The sequence below is a fragment of the Myxococcaceae bacterium JPH2 genome, assembly GCA_016458225.1.
Taxonomy (GTDB): domain Bacteria; phylum Myxococcota; class Myxococcia; order Myxococcales; family Myxococcaceae; genus Citreicoccus.
Window position 1 is genome coordinate 915,666 of the sequence record JAEMGR010000001.1, and the last position, 17,595, is coordinate 933,260.

Consider the following 17,595-nt stretch of genomic DNA (forward strand, 5'->3'; position numbering starts at 1 on the left):
TGATGAGTTCGCAGGGGTGACGCGGAGCCTCCGCCTCACCCGTCTGACGCGTGCGGCTGTCGCTCGCCGCGCCCTCCGAGGCTTCAGTCCTCGGAGCTTCACTGCCGCGGGCTTCACTTCGGCGCGGAGGTGGAACGACCTCCGCGTGGTTGCCCGCTTGTCCACTTCCCTGGGAGCGCCCCTTGCCCTTGCGAGAGGCCCCCCGCGCTTCCTGCCTCGACTCCCCCGACGGTGGTACCGACATGAACGACACCACCGGCAGGAGTCCTGGCGCCGCACCCAGCATCGCGCCGAGGACGTACAGCCTGGTTCTCATGAAACCCCCTTGCCGGCTCGACCGCCCGCGCACGACACGGCGCGCGGGGCCCGATCGAACGGCAGCGACGAGGGTCGCGGGTGGGTCTGACATTCCCCGCCCTCCAGGACAACACGGACACCGGCCAGGCACGCGGGAAAGACACACGCCGGTATCCGATGACGGTCCCAGCGGGTACTATGCCCGCCCTCTCTGGAGCCGTAACCGAATGCCATTTCAGATCCACGTCCACCCGCCGCGCATCCTCGAGGTCATTTATCCCGCGGAGGTCACCGCGGAGGACCTGGCCGAGTACGAGAAGCAGCTCAAGGGGGTCATCGCGAGCATCGGCGGGGACTGGTCCGCGCTGGTGGACCAGTCGCAGCTTCGGGTGATGCCCTCCAACGTGGTGGGCGTGATGGCGAACCTGAACGCCTATGCCCAGCTCCACGGCATGCAGCGCTCGGCGCGCGTGGTGACCGACCCGTCCAGCGGCCTGCAGGCGTGGCGCATGACGAAGCGGGCCATGCTCAACATCCCCGCCCGCACGTTCCAGACCCGCGCGGAAGCCCTCGAGTGGCTCCAGAACCCCGACGCGGACTGAGCCCCCTTTCCCCAGGGAGACAGCGCCGCCCACTGTCCCCGGGCGAGCACGTCTCCTGTCCAGCCGGATAACCTCTCGGTCGTCCGGCCAAGCTCCTCACCCGCCCCTTCCAAGCGAGGCTTGACAGCCCGGGGGCCGCCATCTAACGCACAGCGCCATGAGCACTTCCGGTTCGTCGCCGCAGCGTCCCATCAGCAAGAAGGGTCCCTTCCGCGTCCTGCTGCTGGAGAACATCCACGTGTCGGCGCAGGAGATGTTGTCCGCGGAGGGCCTGTCGGTGGAGCGGCTGTCCGCGGCGCTCAAGCCGGAGGAGCTGGCGGAGCGGCTGCAGGGCGTGCACCTCTTGGGCATCCGCAGCAAGACGACCATTCCGCCGAGCGTGCTGGCCAAGGCCAAGGACCTGCTCGCGATTGGCGCGTTCTGCATCGGCACGAACCAGGTGGACCTGCCGTCGGCCAATCAGCACGGCGTCCCGGTGTTCAACGCCCCGTTCAGCAATACGCGCAGCGTGGCGGAGATGGTGTTGGCGGAGGTGGTGGTGCTGACGCGCCAGCTCTTCGACCGCAGCCGCGAGGTGCACCTGGGCCAGTGGCGCAAGGTGGCCACGGGCAGCCACGAGGTGCGCGGCAAGACGCTGGGCATCATCGGCTATGGCCACATCGGCTCGCAGCTCGGCGTGCTGGCCGAGTCGCTGGGCATGCGCGTGCTGTACTACGACGTGATGACCCGGCTGCCCCTGGGCAACTCGCGCCCGGTGGCCACGCTGGCGGAGCTGTTGGGTCAGTCTGACTTCGTCACCCTGCACGTGCCGGCCACGCCGTCCACGCACATGATGATGGGCGCGGAGCAGTTCGCGCAGATGAAGCCGGGCGCGTGCCTCATCAACGCCAGCCGCGGCACGGTGGTGGACATCGGCGCGCTGGCGCAGGCGCTGCGCTCCAAGCACCTGAGCGGGGCCGCGGTGGACGTCTATCCCGAGGAGCCCGAGGGCAACTCGGACGGCTTCGTCACCGAGCTGCAGGGCCTGTCCAACGTGGTGCTCACGCCGCACATCGGCGGCTCCACCGAGGAGGCGCAGGCGTCCATCGGCAAGGAAGTGGCCACGTCCCTGCTCAAGTTCTTCAAGTCGGGCGCCACCACGGGCGCGGTGAACTTCCCCAACGTGGAGAACCCGCTCATCCCCGGCACGCACCGCATCCTCAACGTGCACCGCAACACGCCGGGCGTGCTGCGTGACATCAACCGCATCGTCTCGGACCTCAACGCCAACATCCACGCGCAGGTGCTGAGCACGGACTCCAACATCGGCTACCTGGTGATGGACCTGGACCAGGACGTGTCCCAGCAGGTGTGCGAGGCCATCGCCAGCCTGAGCACGGACATCAAGACGCGCATCGTGTCCTGACGTCCGCGCGCTCGTGGCTCACGCGTCCAAAATCTTCCCAGGGTTGAGGATGCCCTGGGGATCCAGGACGCGCTTGAGGGCGCGCAAGAGCTCCAGCTCGGCCGGGGCCCTCGAATACGCCAGGTAGTCCTTCTTCAAGAGGCCAATGCCGTGCTCGGCGGAGATGCTGCCGCCGTGCTTGCGCACCAGCTCGAACATCGCGTGGTCCGCCTGCTTCACGTGGGCGAAGAACGCGTCCTTTTCCAGCGTGTCCGGCTTCATGATGTTGACGTGCAGGTTGCCGTCGCCAATGTGGCCGAAGAGGCAGATTTCCCAGCCCGGGTAGCGGGCACGGAAGACGCTGTCCAGCTCGGCGCAGAAGGCCTCCAGCGCGGCCACCGGCAGCGAGATGTCGTTCTTGTGCAGCACGCCCGTGGCGGACAGGCTCTCGCTGATGGACTCGCGCAGCGCCCACAGCTCGGCGGCCTGGGCCATGCCCTGCGCCTGGGTGCCGTCCGTCACCAGCCCCCGCTCGAAGAGGGACGCGAGCCACGCCTCCACGGCGCCCGCGTCCGCGCTCTCGGCCTCCAGCAGCACGTAGCAGCCGCTGGGCGCCTCGAAGGGGGAGCGCAGCTTGCGGTGCCGCTGCACGCGGGCGAGGCACTTGTCGGTGAAGAACTCGTAGGCGGAGATGAGCAGCGGGGCCTGCCGCGCGTCGCGGAACAGCCGCAGCACGGCGGCCACGTCCGGTACGGCGAAGAGGAACACGTCCTGCTTGCCGGGCAGGCGCGTCAGCTTGAGCGTGGCCTCGGTGATGACGCCCAGCGTGCCCTCGCTGCCGATGAAGAGCTGGCGCAGGTCCGTGCCGGTGTTGTTCTTCTCCAGCGCGCCGTTGAGCTCCAGCACCTGCCCCGTCGCTGTCACCACCTGGAGCCCCAGCACCCACTGCCGGGTGAGGCCGTAGCGGATGACCTTCACGCCGCCCGCGTTGGTGGCGATGTTGCCGCCCACGGTGCTCGAGCCCTTGGACGCGAAGTCCACCGGCCACGTCAACCCGTGCGGCGCGCAGTGCTGGTGCACCGACTCCGTCACCGCGCCCGCCTGCACGCGCACCGTGTTGCCGAGCGAGTCCACCGCGTCCATGCGGTTCATCCGCCGCAGCGACAGCACCAGCTCGCCCCGCGCCGCCACCGCGCCGCCCGCGAGCCCCGTGCGCCCACCGGAGGGCACCACCGCCACGTGGTGCTGGTGGCAGAGCGCCAGCAGGCGCGACACCTCGTCCGTCGTGCGCGGCAGGGCCACGGCGCTGGGCGCGGGCGTGTACACGCGCGTCCAGTCGCGGCCGTACTCCTGAAGCTCGCTCGGCTCCCGAGAGAGGAAGTCCGAGGGGAAGCCCTCGGCGAGGGCGCGGAGGAAGTCAGCGGGGAGCGCGGCGGTGGACATGGCGCAGGCGTATTTCACGCATCGCGCCATGACAAGCCCGAGGGTGACGGAGCCAGGGGACCTGACTACCTGGCGCCGCTCGACCGCTGCGTCTGGCACCACGAGCTTGCGCGGACCGCGGTGGTCTCCAGCAGCTTCCGCAGCCGGGCCACGGGCTTGGGGGGCGCGGGCGCCTGGTCGTCCCAGACGAACTCCACCTCCACGGTCCGCGTCCCCGCCGTCACGGTGATGTGCTCCTGGAGGCGATACCCTGGGGTGTTCACCCGGACCTTGGGCAGGCAGGGCCAGGTGCGCGCGGAGGCCTTGCCTCGGGAGTAGCGCAGCGGCCCCTCGGGAAGCTGGGGGAGGAGCGCGGCGATGGCCGCGGTCCGCGCCGGATCGTCGTCCAGTCGGACGGCCTCCGGCGAGTGGAAGTTGTGGTTCTTCACCGACACGTCCTTGATGGAGCTGTAGTCGGGGTCGGACGCGACGACGAGCGTGACGTGGTCCTCACTCACGCCCGAGGAGGACTCACGGACGAGGGACGTCTGATACTCCACCGTCCAGAGCAGCGCTGGCTCGGGCTCGGCGTGGGCCGAGCCTCCCGGCAGCAAGCCTGACACGAGCAGCAGGGCCCACAGCGACAACGACTTCATCCGGAGCAGGGTTCGTCCTCGCATCCGGAAAGTCTTAGCACCCGGGGCCGTCCTCCTTCATCGGGACGCGGATGAGCAAGGGCTGCGTGCCCGTGGCCAGCACCTCTTCGCCCACCGCGAGCAGCTCTCCCCGAGCCCGCACCTCCAGCCGCCCGAGCGCCGCGGCGGGAGGCACTTGAGGAAAGCGGAAGCAGCCCCGCGCGTCCGTCCGCGTGCTCAAGCGCAGCGTGGGCAGCTCCACCAAGGCGCCGGGAATGGGCTCGTCCCCGGGCCCCACCACGCAGCCCTGGAACGTCTCGTCCGACTCCGACGCCACGCCCACGGGGAAGCCCACGCGGCGAGGCACCGGCGCCTGGCGCTCCTTGCGCACCGGGACGCGCAGGCGGAACCCCGGGCGCGGAGGAACGCGCAACCCGGCCCAGACCGCCGCGGCCACGGGCGCCAGGTCCACCTCGAACTCCGACTCCTGCATGGCCGCGAACACCAGGTCACCCAAGAGCCGGTGCGCGGCTTCGGGCGAGGCCGCGCCCGCGGTCACCAGGTAGCAGACCGAGAACTGCAGCGGCGCACGCCGGCCCGTGCGAGCCGCCGGCGCGGGCGCCAGCTCCAGCAGGTACAGGCAGACGCCGCGCTCCAAGGTCTCGCGATCGGGCACGCCCAGATGCACCGGTGCATCCGAGGCGATCCGTCCCACCCACGCCTTCAAGCGTTGATCGACCTCGTCGATCATCCAGTCCCTCGAATCCCGGGCCGTCCCGTGCCGCCCAAGTCACTCCTTCACCAGCAACGCACCTTCGCACCCCCTCCCGCCCACGCCCATGGCCCTCCAGGATTATCATGGAGTTCTTGTTAAAACAGTTGTGCGGGTTTCCACATGCCCAGGTGGGAGACCGAACACCCACCTGGGAAACCCGAGGGCGTCGCTTCTCTTTCACCGGGCCTTCCGCGAATGATGCCCCCTGGGCCGGAAACCAGTGGAACGACATCCATGATGATGATGGGCATACCTCCAGAACGACGACGCAGTCCTCTTCGACTCGCGCGGCAGGTGGCGGTGCTGTTGGGCGTGTTGACACTTGGCCTGGGCGCCCAGGCCCAGGCCCAGGAGGGCGAGGGCGGGAAGTACAAGCTGGGTTTGCTGGTGGACGCGGGAGCGCCTCACGGGGTGGGCGTCTCGGCGGTGGTGCGGCCGATGCCGTGGCTGCGCTTGCAGGCAGGCCCCACGACGAACTCGCTCAGCTTCGGCCTGCGCGGCGGTGTGAGCGTGCTGCCCCTGCAGACCTTCATCTCACCGTCCATCAACGCGGAGGCGGGGCACTACTTCGGCTCGGACTACAACGACGTCATCGACTGGCTGGGCCGCACGCCCGGGCCGGCCACGGCGGGCATCCGAGACGTCGCCTATGACTACGTGGGCGGCAGCCTGGGCCTGGAGGTGGGCGCCAGCAACCGCTTCAACTTCTTCCTGCACCTGGGCTTGAGCTACGTGGCGCTCAACGTGAAGGACCCCACGCCGCTGCTCCAGGACGCGACGAACGACGACAGCGTCACGGCCGGACCGCTCCACGTGCGCGCCACCATCCCCTCGGTGAAGCTCGGCTTCATCTTCTACTTCTTCTGAGCCAGGAGCCTCCCGCCATGCGCATTCCTTCCTATCGGGCGCTCCTGCTCTGCGCCGCGCCGCTGCTCGTCACGGGCTGCGACTCGCTGTTCACCCTCGAGGTCGAAGCCGAGGAGATCTGCAAGACCCAAGCGGACGTCTCGTTCCCCGCCGCGCCCTCGGGCACCGCGAGCGTCCAGCAGTCGCTCTCCCTGCCACTGGGAGACTTCGCGGAGCCGCTGCCCGAGGACGTCGAGGTGACGTCCGAGCTGCGCCTCAAGACGTTCGAGGTCAACGCCAACACGGACCTGAGCGGCGTCGAGCGCGCCACCGTGTCCGTGCGCAAGCCCGGCTCCGAGGACGTCATCCTCGTGGGTGAGTACCGCCGCTCCGGCACCGGGCCCGTGCGCCAGCTCCGCCTCACCGGCGGCGGCGCGGTGGACGTGCTGGATTTGGCCAAGCAGAGCGACCTCGAGTTCGTCTTCGACGCGAAGGGCTCGCTGCCGTCCTCGCAGTGGACCGCCAGCATGAAGGTCTGCGCCGCCGTGAAGGCGCGGGCCAACTACTTCAACCTGCTGTTCTGACCGTTCGTGCGCCCGGCGCCTCGGTTCCTCGAGGCGCCGGGGCCGCGAGCTCAGGACGCGACCGCCGCCGGCTGCACGCCGAGGAACTCGCGCCGCGTCCCCATCACGTGGTCGAAGAACGGGTGCGTCACGCACCAGTTCGCGTTCTGGTCGCGGCCCATGTGGTGATCGTAGTGCCAGGGCAGGTGCGAGCGCGCCCACGCGGGGTCCAGGTGCGCGCGGCGGTGCACGCGGTAGTAGTTCGCGGCGCAGGCCCAGACCGTGCCCACGAAGAAGGGCGCCACGGGGAAGAGGGGCGCGTGGGCCAGGGCCAGCACGGCCAGGGCGAGCAGCTCCTTGGTCTGCGCGGACCACGTCCACAGCGAGCGCAGGTACTGGTCATCCACCATGTCGTGGCGGCGCGACTTCTGGTGGTGCTCGTTCCAGTGGAAGCTCCAGATGCTGCCCTTGCGGCGCCCCAACCCGTGGAGCACGTGCTTGTGCAGCACCCATTCCCCGAAATTGGAGTACGCCCAGCCCAGCGGGATGCCAATCATGGCCTTCTCCGGCGGGCCGCCCGGCCGACGGCCCAGCCACAAACAATGACTATTTGGTCACTCTTTTTGTATCCCGTGACGCGCTGGAGTGCAAACCCATGGCGACCCTGAAGCGGCCGGGCCCACACGGCGGGCCCCGAGACGTCAACCGGAGGGAGCGGACCCGTGTGCTGGAGGACGCCGCGCTGCGGCTGTTCCTGGAGCGGGGCCTGGACGCGGTCACCATCGACGACATCACCCAGGCGGCGGGGGTGGCCAAGGGGACGTTCTACCGCTACTTCGAGGACAAGGCCGCGATGGTGGACGCGCTGCTGGCGCCGGTGCGCGAGGCCCTGCTGGAAGGCCTGGAGGCGTGCGGGCGCGCGCTGGTGGCGGCTCGGGACGTGGAGTCCATGTTCGAGGCGTACCGGGCGATGGCGGCGGTCATCGCGGGCGCGCTCTTGCAGTACCCGGGCGTGGTGCGGCTGTACCTCCAGGAGTGCCGAGGGCCGGCGGTGGGGGCGCGGCAGAAGGTGGTGTCGCTGGCGAGGCAGGTGGCGCACCACGCGGTGGACATCACGCAGAAGGCGCACACGCACGGGCTCCTGCGGCCCATCCGTCCGGCCGTGAGCGCGCTGGCGGTGGTGGGCGCGGTGGAGCGGCTGCTCCTGGCGGTGCTGAGCGAGGAGGACGCGGGGCTGGGCAATCCGCTGGAGATTCCGGACGCGCTCACCACGCTGGTGTTGGACGGGCTCAGGCGGCCGGGAGGGCCCGCGCGCCGGAAGTTGGACGGAGAGCCCAAGCGCCCGTAAGGGTGGGAGCGTGGGACACAAGCGAGCCCGGGGCGGGTTCCAGATTCCAGGGTGGGCGTGGTGGCTGGTGCCGTGCGTGCTGGGCCCCGTGGTGGTGCTCAACCTGCTGGTGGCCTGGCTGGGCGACACGCAGGTGCCGCTCCTGTCCTTCGACTTCCTGGCGACGAAGGCGCGCGCGCTCGGGGCGTACGTGCAGCATCGGCCGTCATGCGTGCTGGACAATCACCCACCGCTGGAGCCGCTCGTCGTGGCCGCCGAGCGACGGCATGGCATTCCGACGGGGCTGCTCCAGGCGTTAGTGCAGGTGGAGTCCGAGACGCACACGCATCGCATCTCGGCGGCGGGGGCGATGGGGCCGGGGCAGCTCATGCCGGACACGGCTCGCCAGCTGAGAGTGGACGACCCCTTCGACCCGGGACCGGCCATCGAGGGCAGCGCGCGTTACCTGGCGGAGCAGCTGCGCCGCTTCGATGACGTGCGGCTGGCGGTCGCGGCCTACAACGCGGGGCCGGGCGCGGTGAACGGACACGTGCCCCACAACGGCGAGACCGAGTTCTACGTGGCGAAGGTGATGACCGCCTACGCGCGCCTGCGTCCGCCCCCCGCGCCCACGGTGAGGCCACCCCTGCGTGTCGCGGACAAGCGAGACACACCGAGCCCGGTAGCCAGAACGAAGCCCGAGCCCACCCCGCGTCCGCAGCCCGTGGCGGAGCGCCCCGTGACACGGCCGACGTCCAAGACTCCGACGGCGCGCGCCCAGAAGGTGGCGGAGCGCCCACAGCGCAAGCCCACCGCACGGGAGCGTCTCCCTGCGAAGCCATCTGTTCGGGGCGTTCGACGAGAAACAGCTCCGAAGAAAGCTTCGACACACGCGACGCGCGGCGCGTGACCTCGCACTGAGCCAGACTTGAGGCAGGCAGCCCTTGAAGCAGGGGCCCTGCGGCGTGCAGCAGCACCAGTAAGGCACAGCGTACGGAAGGCCCTTCACAACGAGTAGCCCGCTTCACTCGCTTTGGGTCGAGCTGCTAAGTCCATGGCGAAAGCCACGGGAGTTCATTCTGAAGCTCGCTCTCCAGTCGCCGTCTCGTGCGTTCTACGCAGCAACGATTTCAGACTTCCTTCAGACACAACCCGATGAACTCATCGGGCTGCTGACCCGGAAGCATGTTGCCCACCACGCCGCAGCCGAAGCAGAGCAAGTGCACGCCTGGGGACGCGAGATTGACATCCTCCGTGCGGCGCTTCAGCACCTGGGCCCCGCATGCACTTCCTGGGGAATCCTGCTGGAGTTCTCGCTGTATCGCCTCGGCAAACGCATGGACGCCATCCTCCTTGCGGCAGGGACGGTGGGCGTCATTGAGTTCAAAATTGGCGCAAAGCATTACGAGGCGGCTGACTGGCAACAACTTGAGGGCTATGCGCATGCACTGCGCGACTTTCACGCGGCCTCGCAGACTCGCCCCATTGTTCCCATTCTCTGCGCCGAGAACGGTCCGACGCGACCAATCACGATGGTGCTTCACGACCAGGTTGCCAATGTCGTTGAAACCAACGCGAGCAACCTGCATGAGGCCCTGAGACAGCTGCCTCCCGGTCCCAATCTGCTCTCATGGGAAGAGTTCGAGGCGTCGCCCTATCGGCCCACGCCAACCATCATCGAGGCGGCCCGCGCAATCTATGCCGGGCACACCCTCGCGGATATCGGCAGAAGCGATGCCGCCACTCAAGCCATCTCGGACGCCATCGAGTTCCTCAAGGCGACAGCACATCGGGCACAACAGAACCGAGAGAAGATCATCTGCTTTGTCACGGGCGCCCCCGGTGCGGGGAAAACCCTCATCGGACTCGACCTTGCACTCACAACTCGCCTTGATGACAGCCCAGCAGCCTTGCTCTCTGGGAATCCTCCTCTTGTTCATGTTCTGACCGAGGCCCTGGCCGAAGATGCGTCTGCCCGAACGCGCACGCCAAAAACCAAGACACGGCCACAGGCACAAGCCGCGATTCAGAATCTTCTCGGCTACCTCAAACAGCACACCACTGGCGCCGCCCCTCCGGAGCACATCGTTGTCTTCGATGAAGCACAGCGAGCTTGGGATGCGACCATTGGGCAGAAGCTCCTGGAACGACCCGACTCTGAGCCAGAGATTTTCCTCTCCATTCTTGAGCGGCTCGACTGGGCCCTTCTCGTGTGCCTCGTTGGGCCAGGGCAGGAGATCAATCGCGGTGAACAGGGCCTCTCCCTCTGGGGAGAAACACTCCTTCGCGCCGCCGCCACAGGCCGGAAGTGGCACATTCTGGCGGCCCCGCAAGCCCTTACTGGGGGACCCGACGTCTCCGGGACGGGGCTGTTCGGAGCACACCCGTCCCATGGAATCCAGGTCGACACGGAGCCTCGACTCCATCTCACCAACTCGATTCGTTCCTACCGCAACGAACACCACGGCAAGTGGGTGGCGAGTCTGCTTGACGGGAATCTGAACCAAGCTCGCCAGGCGACCGCAGCGATGGCAGCCCCACCCGCCCTTCTGACGCGCAATCTCCAAACAGCCAAGAACTGGCTCCGGAGATATCGTCGAGGAGGCAGGACGGTGGGTCTCCTTGCCAGCTCGGGCGGAGTTCGCCTCATCGCGGAGGGGATTCCGCCTCCGCCTATATCCAAAGAACTGGATGCCATTGGCCACTGGTTCCTGAAGCCGCACACGGACTATCGCAGTTCTGGCGCACTGGAGTCCCCGCTCAGCGAGTTCGGCTGCCAGGGGCTCGAACTTGACTATGCCGGCATCTGTTGGGGCGGCGACCTGCTCTGGACCAATGCGTCGTGGCAGGCACGGCAAATGAGCGCGCCGAAGTGGAAAATCGTCCGCGACGAGTCTCGCAGACAATTTCGCCTCAACAGTTACCGCGTCCTCCTGACGCGGGCACGCGCCGGGCTCATCATCTACGTGCCAGAGGGAGAACCGGAGGACCCCACCCGAGTCCCAGCCGAGTTCGACCGCATCGCGGACACACTGCACCAAGCCGGCTGTGAGCGCATCTGAGTCACAGCGCAGGCAGCCTTCGCATCCATTCCGCGATTCCCTGACCGATCGCGTGCGGGTGATCTTCCTGGATGAAGTGCAGGCCGCGCCCCAGCTCGATGACTTCCAGGTGCGGCATGTTCTCGCGGCACCACGTCACCAGCGGAGGCGGCACGAGCACTCCCGGCTCGACGGCGAACAACAACTTGGGGAGCGGTGAGCGACAGAGCGCGTCTCGATATCGCACCACGACCTCCGCGACGTCCGCGGGCTGTCCCGCGACGGGAATCTCGCGCGGCCAGGCCAGGGTCGGCTTGCGTGAGACTCGGTCTGGGAACGGCGCTCGGTAGTGCGCCATTTCGGCTGGCGTCAGCCCTCTCACCACGGAGCCCGGCAACACCTGCTCCACGAAGATGTTCTGGTCGAGTACCAGCTCCTCGCCCACACCCGGTTCGCGGAAGCGCTGGAACAAACCTCGCGCGCGCTCCGGGAACTGCTCCCACGACGAGAGCGGCGACAAGAACGCCTCCATGAAGGCCACGCCCCGGATGCGCTCCGAATGGCGCATGGCCCAATCCAATCCGAGCGCCGAACCCCAGTCATGGACCACCAGCGTGATGCGGTTCAATCCCAACGCGGAGATGAACCCATCCAAATACCGCGCATGGTCCGCGAATCGATACCCCAGCTCGGGCTTGTCCGAGGCCCCCATCCCGATGAGGTCCGGCGCGATGCAGCGCCCCAAGCCCCGCAGGTGCGGAATCACATTGCGCCAGAGATAGGAGGACGTGGGGTTGCCGTGCAGGAACAGGATGGGGTCACCCTGCCCTTCATCGACATACGCCATGCGGGAGCCGTGCACCTCGACGAAGCGGTGCGTGAAAGGAAATTCAGCGGAGATAGAGGTCATGGTTCTTCCTGGGTCAATGAATGGAGCCGAGCATCGTGCGCAGCGTCGCGACGAAATCGGTCCGGCCCGTGGACTCGGGTTCGCTTCGGTAGAAAGCCGTGACGCGCCGGAGCTCGGAGAGCGTCGTCATCTGGGTACGCAGGGCCGCCACGGAGCCCTCGGGGCTCGCGGGCTCGGAGCCATCGACCCGGCCCAGCTCCTGCGCACGGCCCAGCCTTCGGTGACACGCACAGGCCGCCGTGGGGTTGGCGATGCCACAGTGGCGATTCAAGAACGCGCTGAGCGCGGAGCGCGCCCGACTGAGTCGCTTGCGGAACGTGGCGGGCTCGATGTCGAGAATCTCGGCGGCGTCCGAAGAGGAGAACTCGAGCAGCTCGCCCAGCACGAAGGCGATGCGGTGGTCTCCATCCAGACACTGGAGCATCGCCCGGCCACAGCGCAGCTTGAGCTGCTGATGGAGGATGGCGTCCTCGGTGCGCTCGACCGCGTCCACATCCAGCCCCTCCGTGAGGTCCTCCGCGAAGGCCTCGAAGGTGCCGCGCGCCGAGGCGGCCCGCTGCGCTCGGAAGTCCAGAATCCTTCGGACCGCGATGCGCCAGGCCCACGTGGAGAAGCGTGACTCACCGCGAAACTGGGCCAGCCGCGTCACGATGCGGATCAGCGCCTCTTGCGTCGCGTCCTCCGCGTCCTGGCGATCCAGGAGCATCCGAAAGGCCACGTTGAAGAGGGGGCGTTCGAGCGCCTGGATGATCGCCTCGACCGCGCGTGCATCGCCCTCGGAGGCTCGGGCCACCAGCTCGTTCGTCACGTCCGACAAGGTGTTCGTCATGGGTTCGGAGGATTAGACCGCCCGCCTCACGGAGCTGTGACCGGGAATCGTCACGTCCGCGCCAGGTCGGCCCTTTCGCGCGGGCGGCCCTCGGGAACTCTGGTAGAGCCCGGTCCATGGCTGACTCGCCCTCGATGCCTGGACCCTCGGTGGAACTCGACCTGGAGGAGCACCGCACCGCGCTCACCGGCCACTGCTACCGGATGCTGGGCTCCATCACCGAGGCAGAGGACGCCGTCCAGGAGACCTTCATTCGCGCGCTCCGCCACCGCGACCAGTTCGAGGGCCGCGCGAGCCCGCGCGCGTGGCTGTACCGCATCGCCACCAACGTGTGCCTGGACGCAATGCACGAGAACTCGCGCCGGGCACGCCCCACCGAAATGGGAGCGCCCGCCGTGCCCCAGGACGCGGTCCTCACCACGCTCCCGGACTCACACTGGGTGGAGCCCGTCCCGGACGCCCTGGTGCTGCCCACGCAGTCCACGCCCGCGGAGCTGGTGATGATGCGCCAGAGCATCCGGCTGGCCTTCGTGGCCGCGCTCCAACATCTCCCACCCCGGCAACGGGCGGTGCTGTTGCTCACGGAAGTGCTGGAATGGTCCGCCGCGGAGGTCGCGGAGGCACTCGACATGACCGTGGCCGCCGTCAACAGCGCGCTCCAGCGAGCCCGCGCCACCCTGACGACGCGCGACCTCAGTCCCCGCACCCCGCTGTCGGAGGTCCAGGCCTCCCTGGTGCAAAGCTACGTGGACGCCTTCGAGCGCTATGACATGGAGGCCCTCACCGCGCTGCTGCACCACGAGGTGAGCATGTCCATGCCGCCCAACTCCCTCTGGCTCCGAGGCGCCAAGGACATCCGCGACTGGCTGGTGGGGCGCGGCGCGGGCTGCCGAGGCTCTCGGCTGGTCGCCACGACCGCGAGCGGCGCGCCCGCCTTCGGCCAGTATCGAGCCGGAGGCCCTGGCGGAACGTTCACGCCCTGGTCTCTCACGGTGCTGGAGATTCAGGGCGACCGCATCATCGGACTGAACTACTTCCGGGACACCCCGAAGCTGTTCCCGCGGTTTGGCCTACCAGCCTTCCTGCCTCCCGAAAAAGCCGGACCCTGATTTTTCTGCACGGGCACCGATGATTTTCGGCGGCCCGTGGAGTCATAAAGAAGAACCCATTTTCTGGAGCATTCCATGGCCACGACGAACACTCCCCGCAAGGTCTTCATCAACCTCCCCGTGAAGGACCTGAAGGCCACCAACGCGTTCTTCACCAAGCTGGGCTTCCAGTTCAACCCGCGCTTCAGCGACGACAACTCGACGTGCATGATTCTCAGCGAGGAGGCCTACGTGATGCTCCTCGTGGAGAAGCGCTTCAAGGACTTCACCAAGAAGGACATCTGCGACACGCGCAAGGCGACCGAGGGCCTGTTCGCCCTGTCCTGTTCGAGCCGCGCCGAGGTCGACTCGATGGTGAAGACCGCCATCGCCGCGGGCGGCTCGCATGCCGCCGAGCCGCAGGACCACGGTTTCATGTACGGCTGGAGCTTCTACGACCTCGACGGGCACCACTGGGAGGTCTTCTACATGGACATGAGCGCCATGCCCCACTGAGCGTGACGCCTGTCGGCGGAGGACATGCGCCTCCGCCGACTGGAACGTGGACTACTCCGCGCTGACGCCCTGGCTCAGCGCCTGGGCCTGCACGAAGTCCACCGACTCCGCCGAGCCGTTGGTCCCCGTCACCGCGTACGAGAGGATGACCCACGAGCCCTCGGGCACGGACTCGGGAATCGACACGTCCAGGGTGCCGCCGCGCTGGAGGGTGAACCCCGACGACGACAGCAGGCGCATGCTCGACATGAGCGCGGTGTTGGCCGCGGTCAGGTTCGCCAGCGCCGTCTGGGCCGTCCAATACATCGACTTGATGCTGCTGGAGTGGTCCTGGGTATTCCATCCCACGTGGATGGTGCGGCCATTCACGATGGCGCTCCCATTCGGCCCGTGGAAGCCCTGCCAGTGGATCAGCGTGTCGCTCCCCGCCGCGCCCTTGAACGGCGCATTGAAATATCCGTAGTAGGGATGGGTCGTCGACTTCTAGCCATTGAATGTCGACGTCACCGTCTCCGCCCCCGCCAGGACCACGGCGATGTCATAGGCGGTGGGGCCCGTGTTCTTGATGTCCTTGTTCACGTCATAGGCAAGCGCCGACGACGCGGCGAACACAAGCACCAGGGACGACGCCAGGAAGCCATTGCGAGCAGAGATCATGAGCCACTCCCGAGGGGCTGCCTGAAAGCCGCCGGGCCTCCAGGGTGCCGGCAGGGTATGGCTCGGCGTTCACACTCATAATCGTGGAATTCGGGGAGCGAACACTGCGCGAAAGCCCCCGCAGACCGTGCGGCATGAGAGAGTCTCTCCGCATGGGAGCTGCTTCGCGAGGCTGGGTTCACCTCCGCTCAACGTGGGCGAGAGCGGGAGGCGTCGTGGCGAGTCTGCTGATGCTGGTGCCGTGGCTCGTGCTCGCGGCGCCCACGGCGCCCACCTCCGCGGAAGTGCTCGTGGGGACCTGGGGCAGCGAGAGGCTCCTCGGTCCCCAGGTTCGAGGCGAACTGACGCTCGTGAGTCATGAAGGCGCATGGCGTGCGCGCATCGCGGGGTTCGACGTCCCCGCGCGCGTGGAGGGCGGGAAGCTCCGCGTCACCCTCCCGGGTGGACAAGGAGAGCTGAGAGGTCCCGTACCGGAAGCCGGGCAGCGCATCACCAGCCACTGGATCCAACCGCGCGTCCGCATGAGCGGCATGAAGTTCGCCACCCCCGTGACGCTGACACCGCTTCAGCCGGGCGTCTGGCGCGGCGAGGTCGCGCCCCTGGAGGATCGCTTCTCGCTGTACCTGGTCGTTCGCAAACAGCAGGACGACACGGTGGAGGCGTTCCTCCGCAATCCGGAGCGCAACCTCGGCGGCAAGCAGTCCTTCCGCGTCGAGCTCCAGGGCGATGCCGTCCGCCTCAGCGCCAAGGGCGGCGGCCTCCACCTCGAAGGAACGTATGACGCGAAGTCCGCGCGGCTGTCCCTGCGCCTCCCCGCGATGGAGGAGACCTTTGAGTTCACGCGGCGCGACCGGGACCAGGCCGTGGGGCTCTACGCGCGCACGCCCGAGACAGGCCCGTATGTGTATCAACCCCCGCTCGCGGAGGACGATGGTTGGGCGACGACCTCGCTCGACGCGGCGGGGATGGAGGCCGAGCCCGTTCGACAGCTCGTGCAGCGCATCCTCGACCAGGAGCCGGGCCCTGAGGCCGCGCCCGCCATTCAAGGACTGCTCATCGCGCGCCACGGGAAACTCGTGGTCGAAGAGTACTTCCAAGGCTTCGACAAGGAGCGCCCGCACGACTTGCGGTCCGCGGCGAAGAGCTACGCCTCCGTGATGATAGGCATTGCCCTGGACCGGGGCGCGCCCTTCACCGTGGACACCCCAGTGCTCGCGCTGTTCCCCGAGTACAAAGGGAAGGTGGCGAACCTGGATGCGCGCAAGCGCCGGCTCACCGTCGCGAATGTGATGTCCATGTCCACGGGCCTGGCATGCGACGACGATGACCCGGCCTCGCCGGGGAACGAGGACCGCCTCGATGACGACGTGCCGGACTGGTACCGCTACACGTTGGACCTGCCCATGGTGGCAGAGCCCGGGAAGCGCGGCGTCTACTGCTCGGCGAACATCAACCTGCTGGGCGGCATCCTGCGCAACACCACCCGCACGTGGCTCCCGGAGTTCTTCCACCAAGCCATCGCCACGCCGCTCCAGATGCGCGACTACCACCTCGACCTGATGCCCGACGGAGAGCAATACCTGGGCGGAGGCATCTTCATGCGCCCGCGCGACGCGCTGAAGCTCGGCCAGCTCTATCTGTCAGGCGGGATGTGGAACGGGCGGCGCGTCGTGAGCCAGCGTTGGGTGGAGCGCTCCACCGCGCAGCAGTCCACCCTGCCGGATGGCCGAACCTACGGATACGCCTGGTGGAGACACGCGTTGCGCGTGGGCGACCACACGTACGCCGAATACGAGGCCAGCGGGAATGGAGGACAATTGGTGATGGTGGTCCCCGAGTTGGACCTCGTCGTCATGTTCACCGCGGCCAATTACAATCACGTCTCCCTCTGGAGGAAGTTCCGCGAGGAGCTGTTGCCTCGGTACATCCTCGCGGCCGTCAAGCCCGGGTGAGCCTGAAGAGTCCCCACGACACCCGGGACGCACGCGTCTGCCCAGGCGGCCACGAAGCGCGATGGCTGCGCCCCGGTCACAAGAAGGGCGCTGCGCACTCGGCCCACTGCGTTCCGGGCGGCAGGAAGGCGCGTGCTGCATCGCCGCGCGTCAGCCACCAGCCTCCACCGCGCAGCTCACGCTCGAGTTGACCGGGGCCCCAGGACGCATGCCCCGTGAAGCGCAGCACCGCGCTTCCCTGCGGCGTCCCCTCCCCTTCCTCCCAGCGCAGCCCCGCGAGCCCTTCGCCTGAGCCCACCCGAGTCAGGGTGAACCGCCGCTCCGGCTGCACGGGACCGCCCCAACGCGCCACGCCGTCCGGCAAGGGCCCCTCCCCCGGCGTGCGCGGGCGATTGAGCACGAGCCCCCACGCCCCTTCAGCGCCCGCCTCGAGCAGCAACACCACCGTCCCATCGAAGTTGCGATCCACCGCGCCCGGTCTCGCCACCAGCAGGAGCCCCGGCGCGGGCTCGCGTGTCGAGAGCCCCGCGTCACGCAGTCCGTCACGCCAACGCGGGAGGGCACCGAGCAGCACGACGCCCACCAGCGACAACAGCCACAGCTTCCCGCGCGCACGGACCTCCATGCCCGCGACTGTAACGCGAGCCACGCACCTGCCGGGTCACTCCCGTCTCACGCCTGTGATTGCGCCCCCACCCCAGCCCGTTTCGCCCGCCGCCAGTCTCACAGTCTCGCTGTATTTCTGTGTACA

General features: G+C 68.1%; 19 protein-coding genes. 10 read left to right on the forward strand and 9 right to left on the reverse strand.

Annotation, left to right across the window (positions count from 1 at the left end; translation table 11 throughout):
- Positions 1–524: 524 nt before the first annotated feature.
- Together JGU66_03825 and serA are read left to right on the forward strand one after the other, a co-directional pair.
- A complete protein-coding gene (locus JGU66_03825) occupies positions 525–899 on the forward strand; it encodes an STAS/SEC14 domain-containing protein (protein ID MBJ6759877.1) in 375 nt (124 codons plus the stop codon).
- Positions 900–1,056: 157 nt separating this feature from the next.
- Positions 1,057–2,304: a phosphoglycerate dehydrogenase gene (serA, locus tag JGU66_03830; protein MBJ6759878.1), complete on the forward strand. Its 1,248-nt coding sequence runs from the start codon at positions 1,057–1,059 to the stop codon at positions 2,302–2,304.
- An 18-nt stretch (positions 2,305–2,322) separates the two neighbouring features.
- Here the strand turns inward: serA and JGU66_03835 are convergent, their stop codons facing one another.
- The 3 genes from JGU66_03835 to JGU66_03845 form a co-directional block, all read right to left on the reverse strand.
- Entirely contained in the window at positions 2,323–3,726 is a 1,404-nt protein-coding gene (locus tag JGU66_03835; GenBank protein MBJ6759879.1) for an FAD-binding oxidoreductase, read from the reverse strand.
- 65 nt (positions 3,727–3,791) lie between these two features.
- The gene (locus JGU66_03840; protein MBJ6759880.1) at positions 3,792–4,385 is read right to left on the reverse strand and encodes a hypothetical protein; all 594 of its coding nucleotides are present in this window, start codon (positions 4,383–4,385) and stop codon (positions 3,792–3,794) included.
- 10 nt (positions 4,386–4,395) lie between these two features.
- On the reverse strand, positions 4,396–5,091 hold the full coding sequence (locus JGU66_03845) for a carboxypeptidase regulatory-like domain-containing protein (GenBank protein MBJ6759881.1): 696 nt from the start codon (positions 5,089–5,091) through the stop codon (positions 4,396–4,398).
- Between the two features lie 261 nt (positions 5,092–5,352).
- Between JGU66_03845 and JGU66_03850 the strand changes: the two genes are divergently transcribed.
- Both JGU66_03850 and JGU66_03855 read left to right on the forward strand, forming a co-directional pair.
- Complete coding sequence (locus JGU66_03850) at positions 5,353–5,982, forward strand: hypothetical protein (GenBank protein MBJ6759882.1); 630 nt, start codon at positions 5,353–5,355, stop codon at positions 5,980–5,982.
- Positions 5,983–5,999: 17 nt separating this feature from the next.
- Positions 6,000–6,545, forward strand: coding sequence for a hypothetical protein (locus JGU66_03855; protein MBJ6759883.1), 546 nt, complete (start codon positions 6,000–6,002; stop codon positions 6,543–6,545).
- Positions 6,546–6,595: 50 nt separating this feature from the next.
- On the opposite strand, the gene JGU66_03860 is transcribed toward JGU66_03855, so the two are convergent.
- Positions 6,596–7,081, reverse strand: coding sequence for a hypothetical protein (locus JGU66_03860; GenBank protein ID MBJ6759884.1), 486 nt, complete (start codon positions 7,079–7,081; stop codon positions 6,596–6,598).
- Positions 7,082–7,179: 98 nt separating this feature from the next.
- Here JGU66_03860 and JGU66_03865 point away from each other — a divergent pair, with 98 nt between their 5' ends.
- The 3 genes from JGU66_03865 to JGU66_03875 all read left to right on the forward strand — a co-directional run bounded on the left by JGU66_03865 (position 7,180) and on the right by JGU66_03875 (position 10,913).
- A complete protein-coding gene (locus tag JGU66_03865) occupies positions 7,180–7,872 on the forward strand; it encodes a TetR/AcrR family transcriptional regulator (protein ID MBJ6759885.1) in 693 nt (230 codons plus the stop codon).
- Between the two features lie 10 nt (positions 7,873–7,882).
- Positions 7,883–8,761, forward strand: coding sequence for a lytic transglycosylase domain-containing protein (locus tag JGU66_03870; GenBank protein ID MBJ6759886.1), 879 nt, complete (start codon positions 7,883–7,885; stop codon positions 8,759–8,761).
- A 310-nt stretch (positions 8,762–9,071) separates the two neighbouring features.
- Complete coding sequence (locus JGU66_03875; protein ID MBJ6759887.1) at positions 9,072–10,913, forward strand: DUF2075 domain-containing protein; 1,842 nt, start codon at positions 9,072–9,074, stop codon at positions 10,911–10,913.
- Between the two features lies 1 nt (position 10,914).
- On the opposite strand, the gene JGU66_03880 is transcribed toward JGU66_03875, so the two are convergent.
- On the reverse strand, positions 10,915–11,802 hold the full coding sequence (locus tag JGU66_03880; GenBank protein MBJ6759888.1) for a haloalkane dehalogenase: 888 nt from the start codon (positions 11,800–11,802) through the stop codon (positions 10,915–10,917).
- 13 nt (positions 11,803–11,815) lie between these two features.
- Positions 11,816–12,631, reverse strand: coding sequence for an RNA polymerase sigma factor (locus JGU66_03885; protein ID MBJ6759889.1), 816 nt, complete (start codon positions 12,629–12,631; stop codon positions 11,816–11,818).
- 134 nt (positions 12,632–12,765) lie between these two features.
- On the opposite strand from JGU66_03885, the gene JGU66_03890 reads away from it, so the two are divergent.
- Positions 12,766–13,740 carry a sigma-70 family RNA polymerase sigma factor gene (locus JGU66_03890; GenBank protein ID MBJ6759890.1) on the forward strand — a complete coding sequence of 325 codons (975 nt, stop codon included), beginning with the start codon at positions 12,766–12,768 and terminating at the stop codon, positions 13,738–13,740.
- A 75-nt stretch (positions 13,741–13,815) separates the two neighbouring features.
- The gene (locus JGU66_03895) at positions 13,816–14,235 is read left to right on the forward strand and encodes a VOC family protein (protein ID MBJ6759891.1); all 420 of its coding nucleotides are present in this window, start codon (positions 13,816–13,818) and stop codon (positions 14,233–14,235) included.
- Between the two features lie 51 nt (positions 14,236–14,286).
- On the opposite strand, the gene JGU66_03900 is transcribed toward JGU66_03895, so the two are convergent.
- Positions 14,287–14,604 carry a hypothetical protein gene (locus tag JGU66_03900; protein ID MBJ6759892.1) on the reverse strand — a complete coding sequence of 106 codons (318 nt, stop codon included), beginning with the start codon at positions 14,602–14,604 and terminating at the stop codon, positions 14,287–14,289.
- A gap of 114 nt (positions 14,605–14,718) precedes the next feature.
- A complete protein-coding gene (locus JGU66_03905; GenBank protein MBJ6759893.1) occupies positions 14,719–14,892 on the reverse strand; it encodes a hypothetical protein in 174 nt (57 codons plus the stop codon).
- A 230-nt stretch (positions 14,893–15,122) separates the two neighbouring features.
- Between JGU66_03905 and JGU66_03910 the strand changes: the two genes are divergently transcribed.
- Positions 15,123–16,844 (forward strand): serine hydrolase, encoded by a 1,722-nt coding sequence (locus JGU66_03910; protein ID MBJ6759894.1) that lies wholly within the window; start codon positions 15,123–15,125, stop codon positions 16,842–16,844.
- Positions 16,845–16,920: 76 nt separating this feature from the next.
- Here JGU66_03910 and JGU66_03915 read toward each other — a convergent pair whose 3' ends face one another.
- Positions 16,921–17,493 (reverse strand): YqgE/AlgH family protein, encoded by a 573-nt coding sequence (locus JGU66_03915; protein ID MBJ6759895.1) that lies wholly within the window; start codon positions 17,491–17,493, stop codon positions 16,921–16,923.
- Positions 17,494–17,595: the final 102 nt, after the last annotated feature.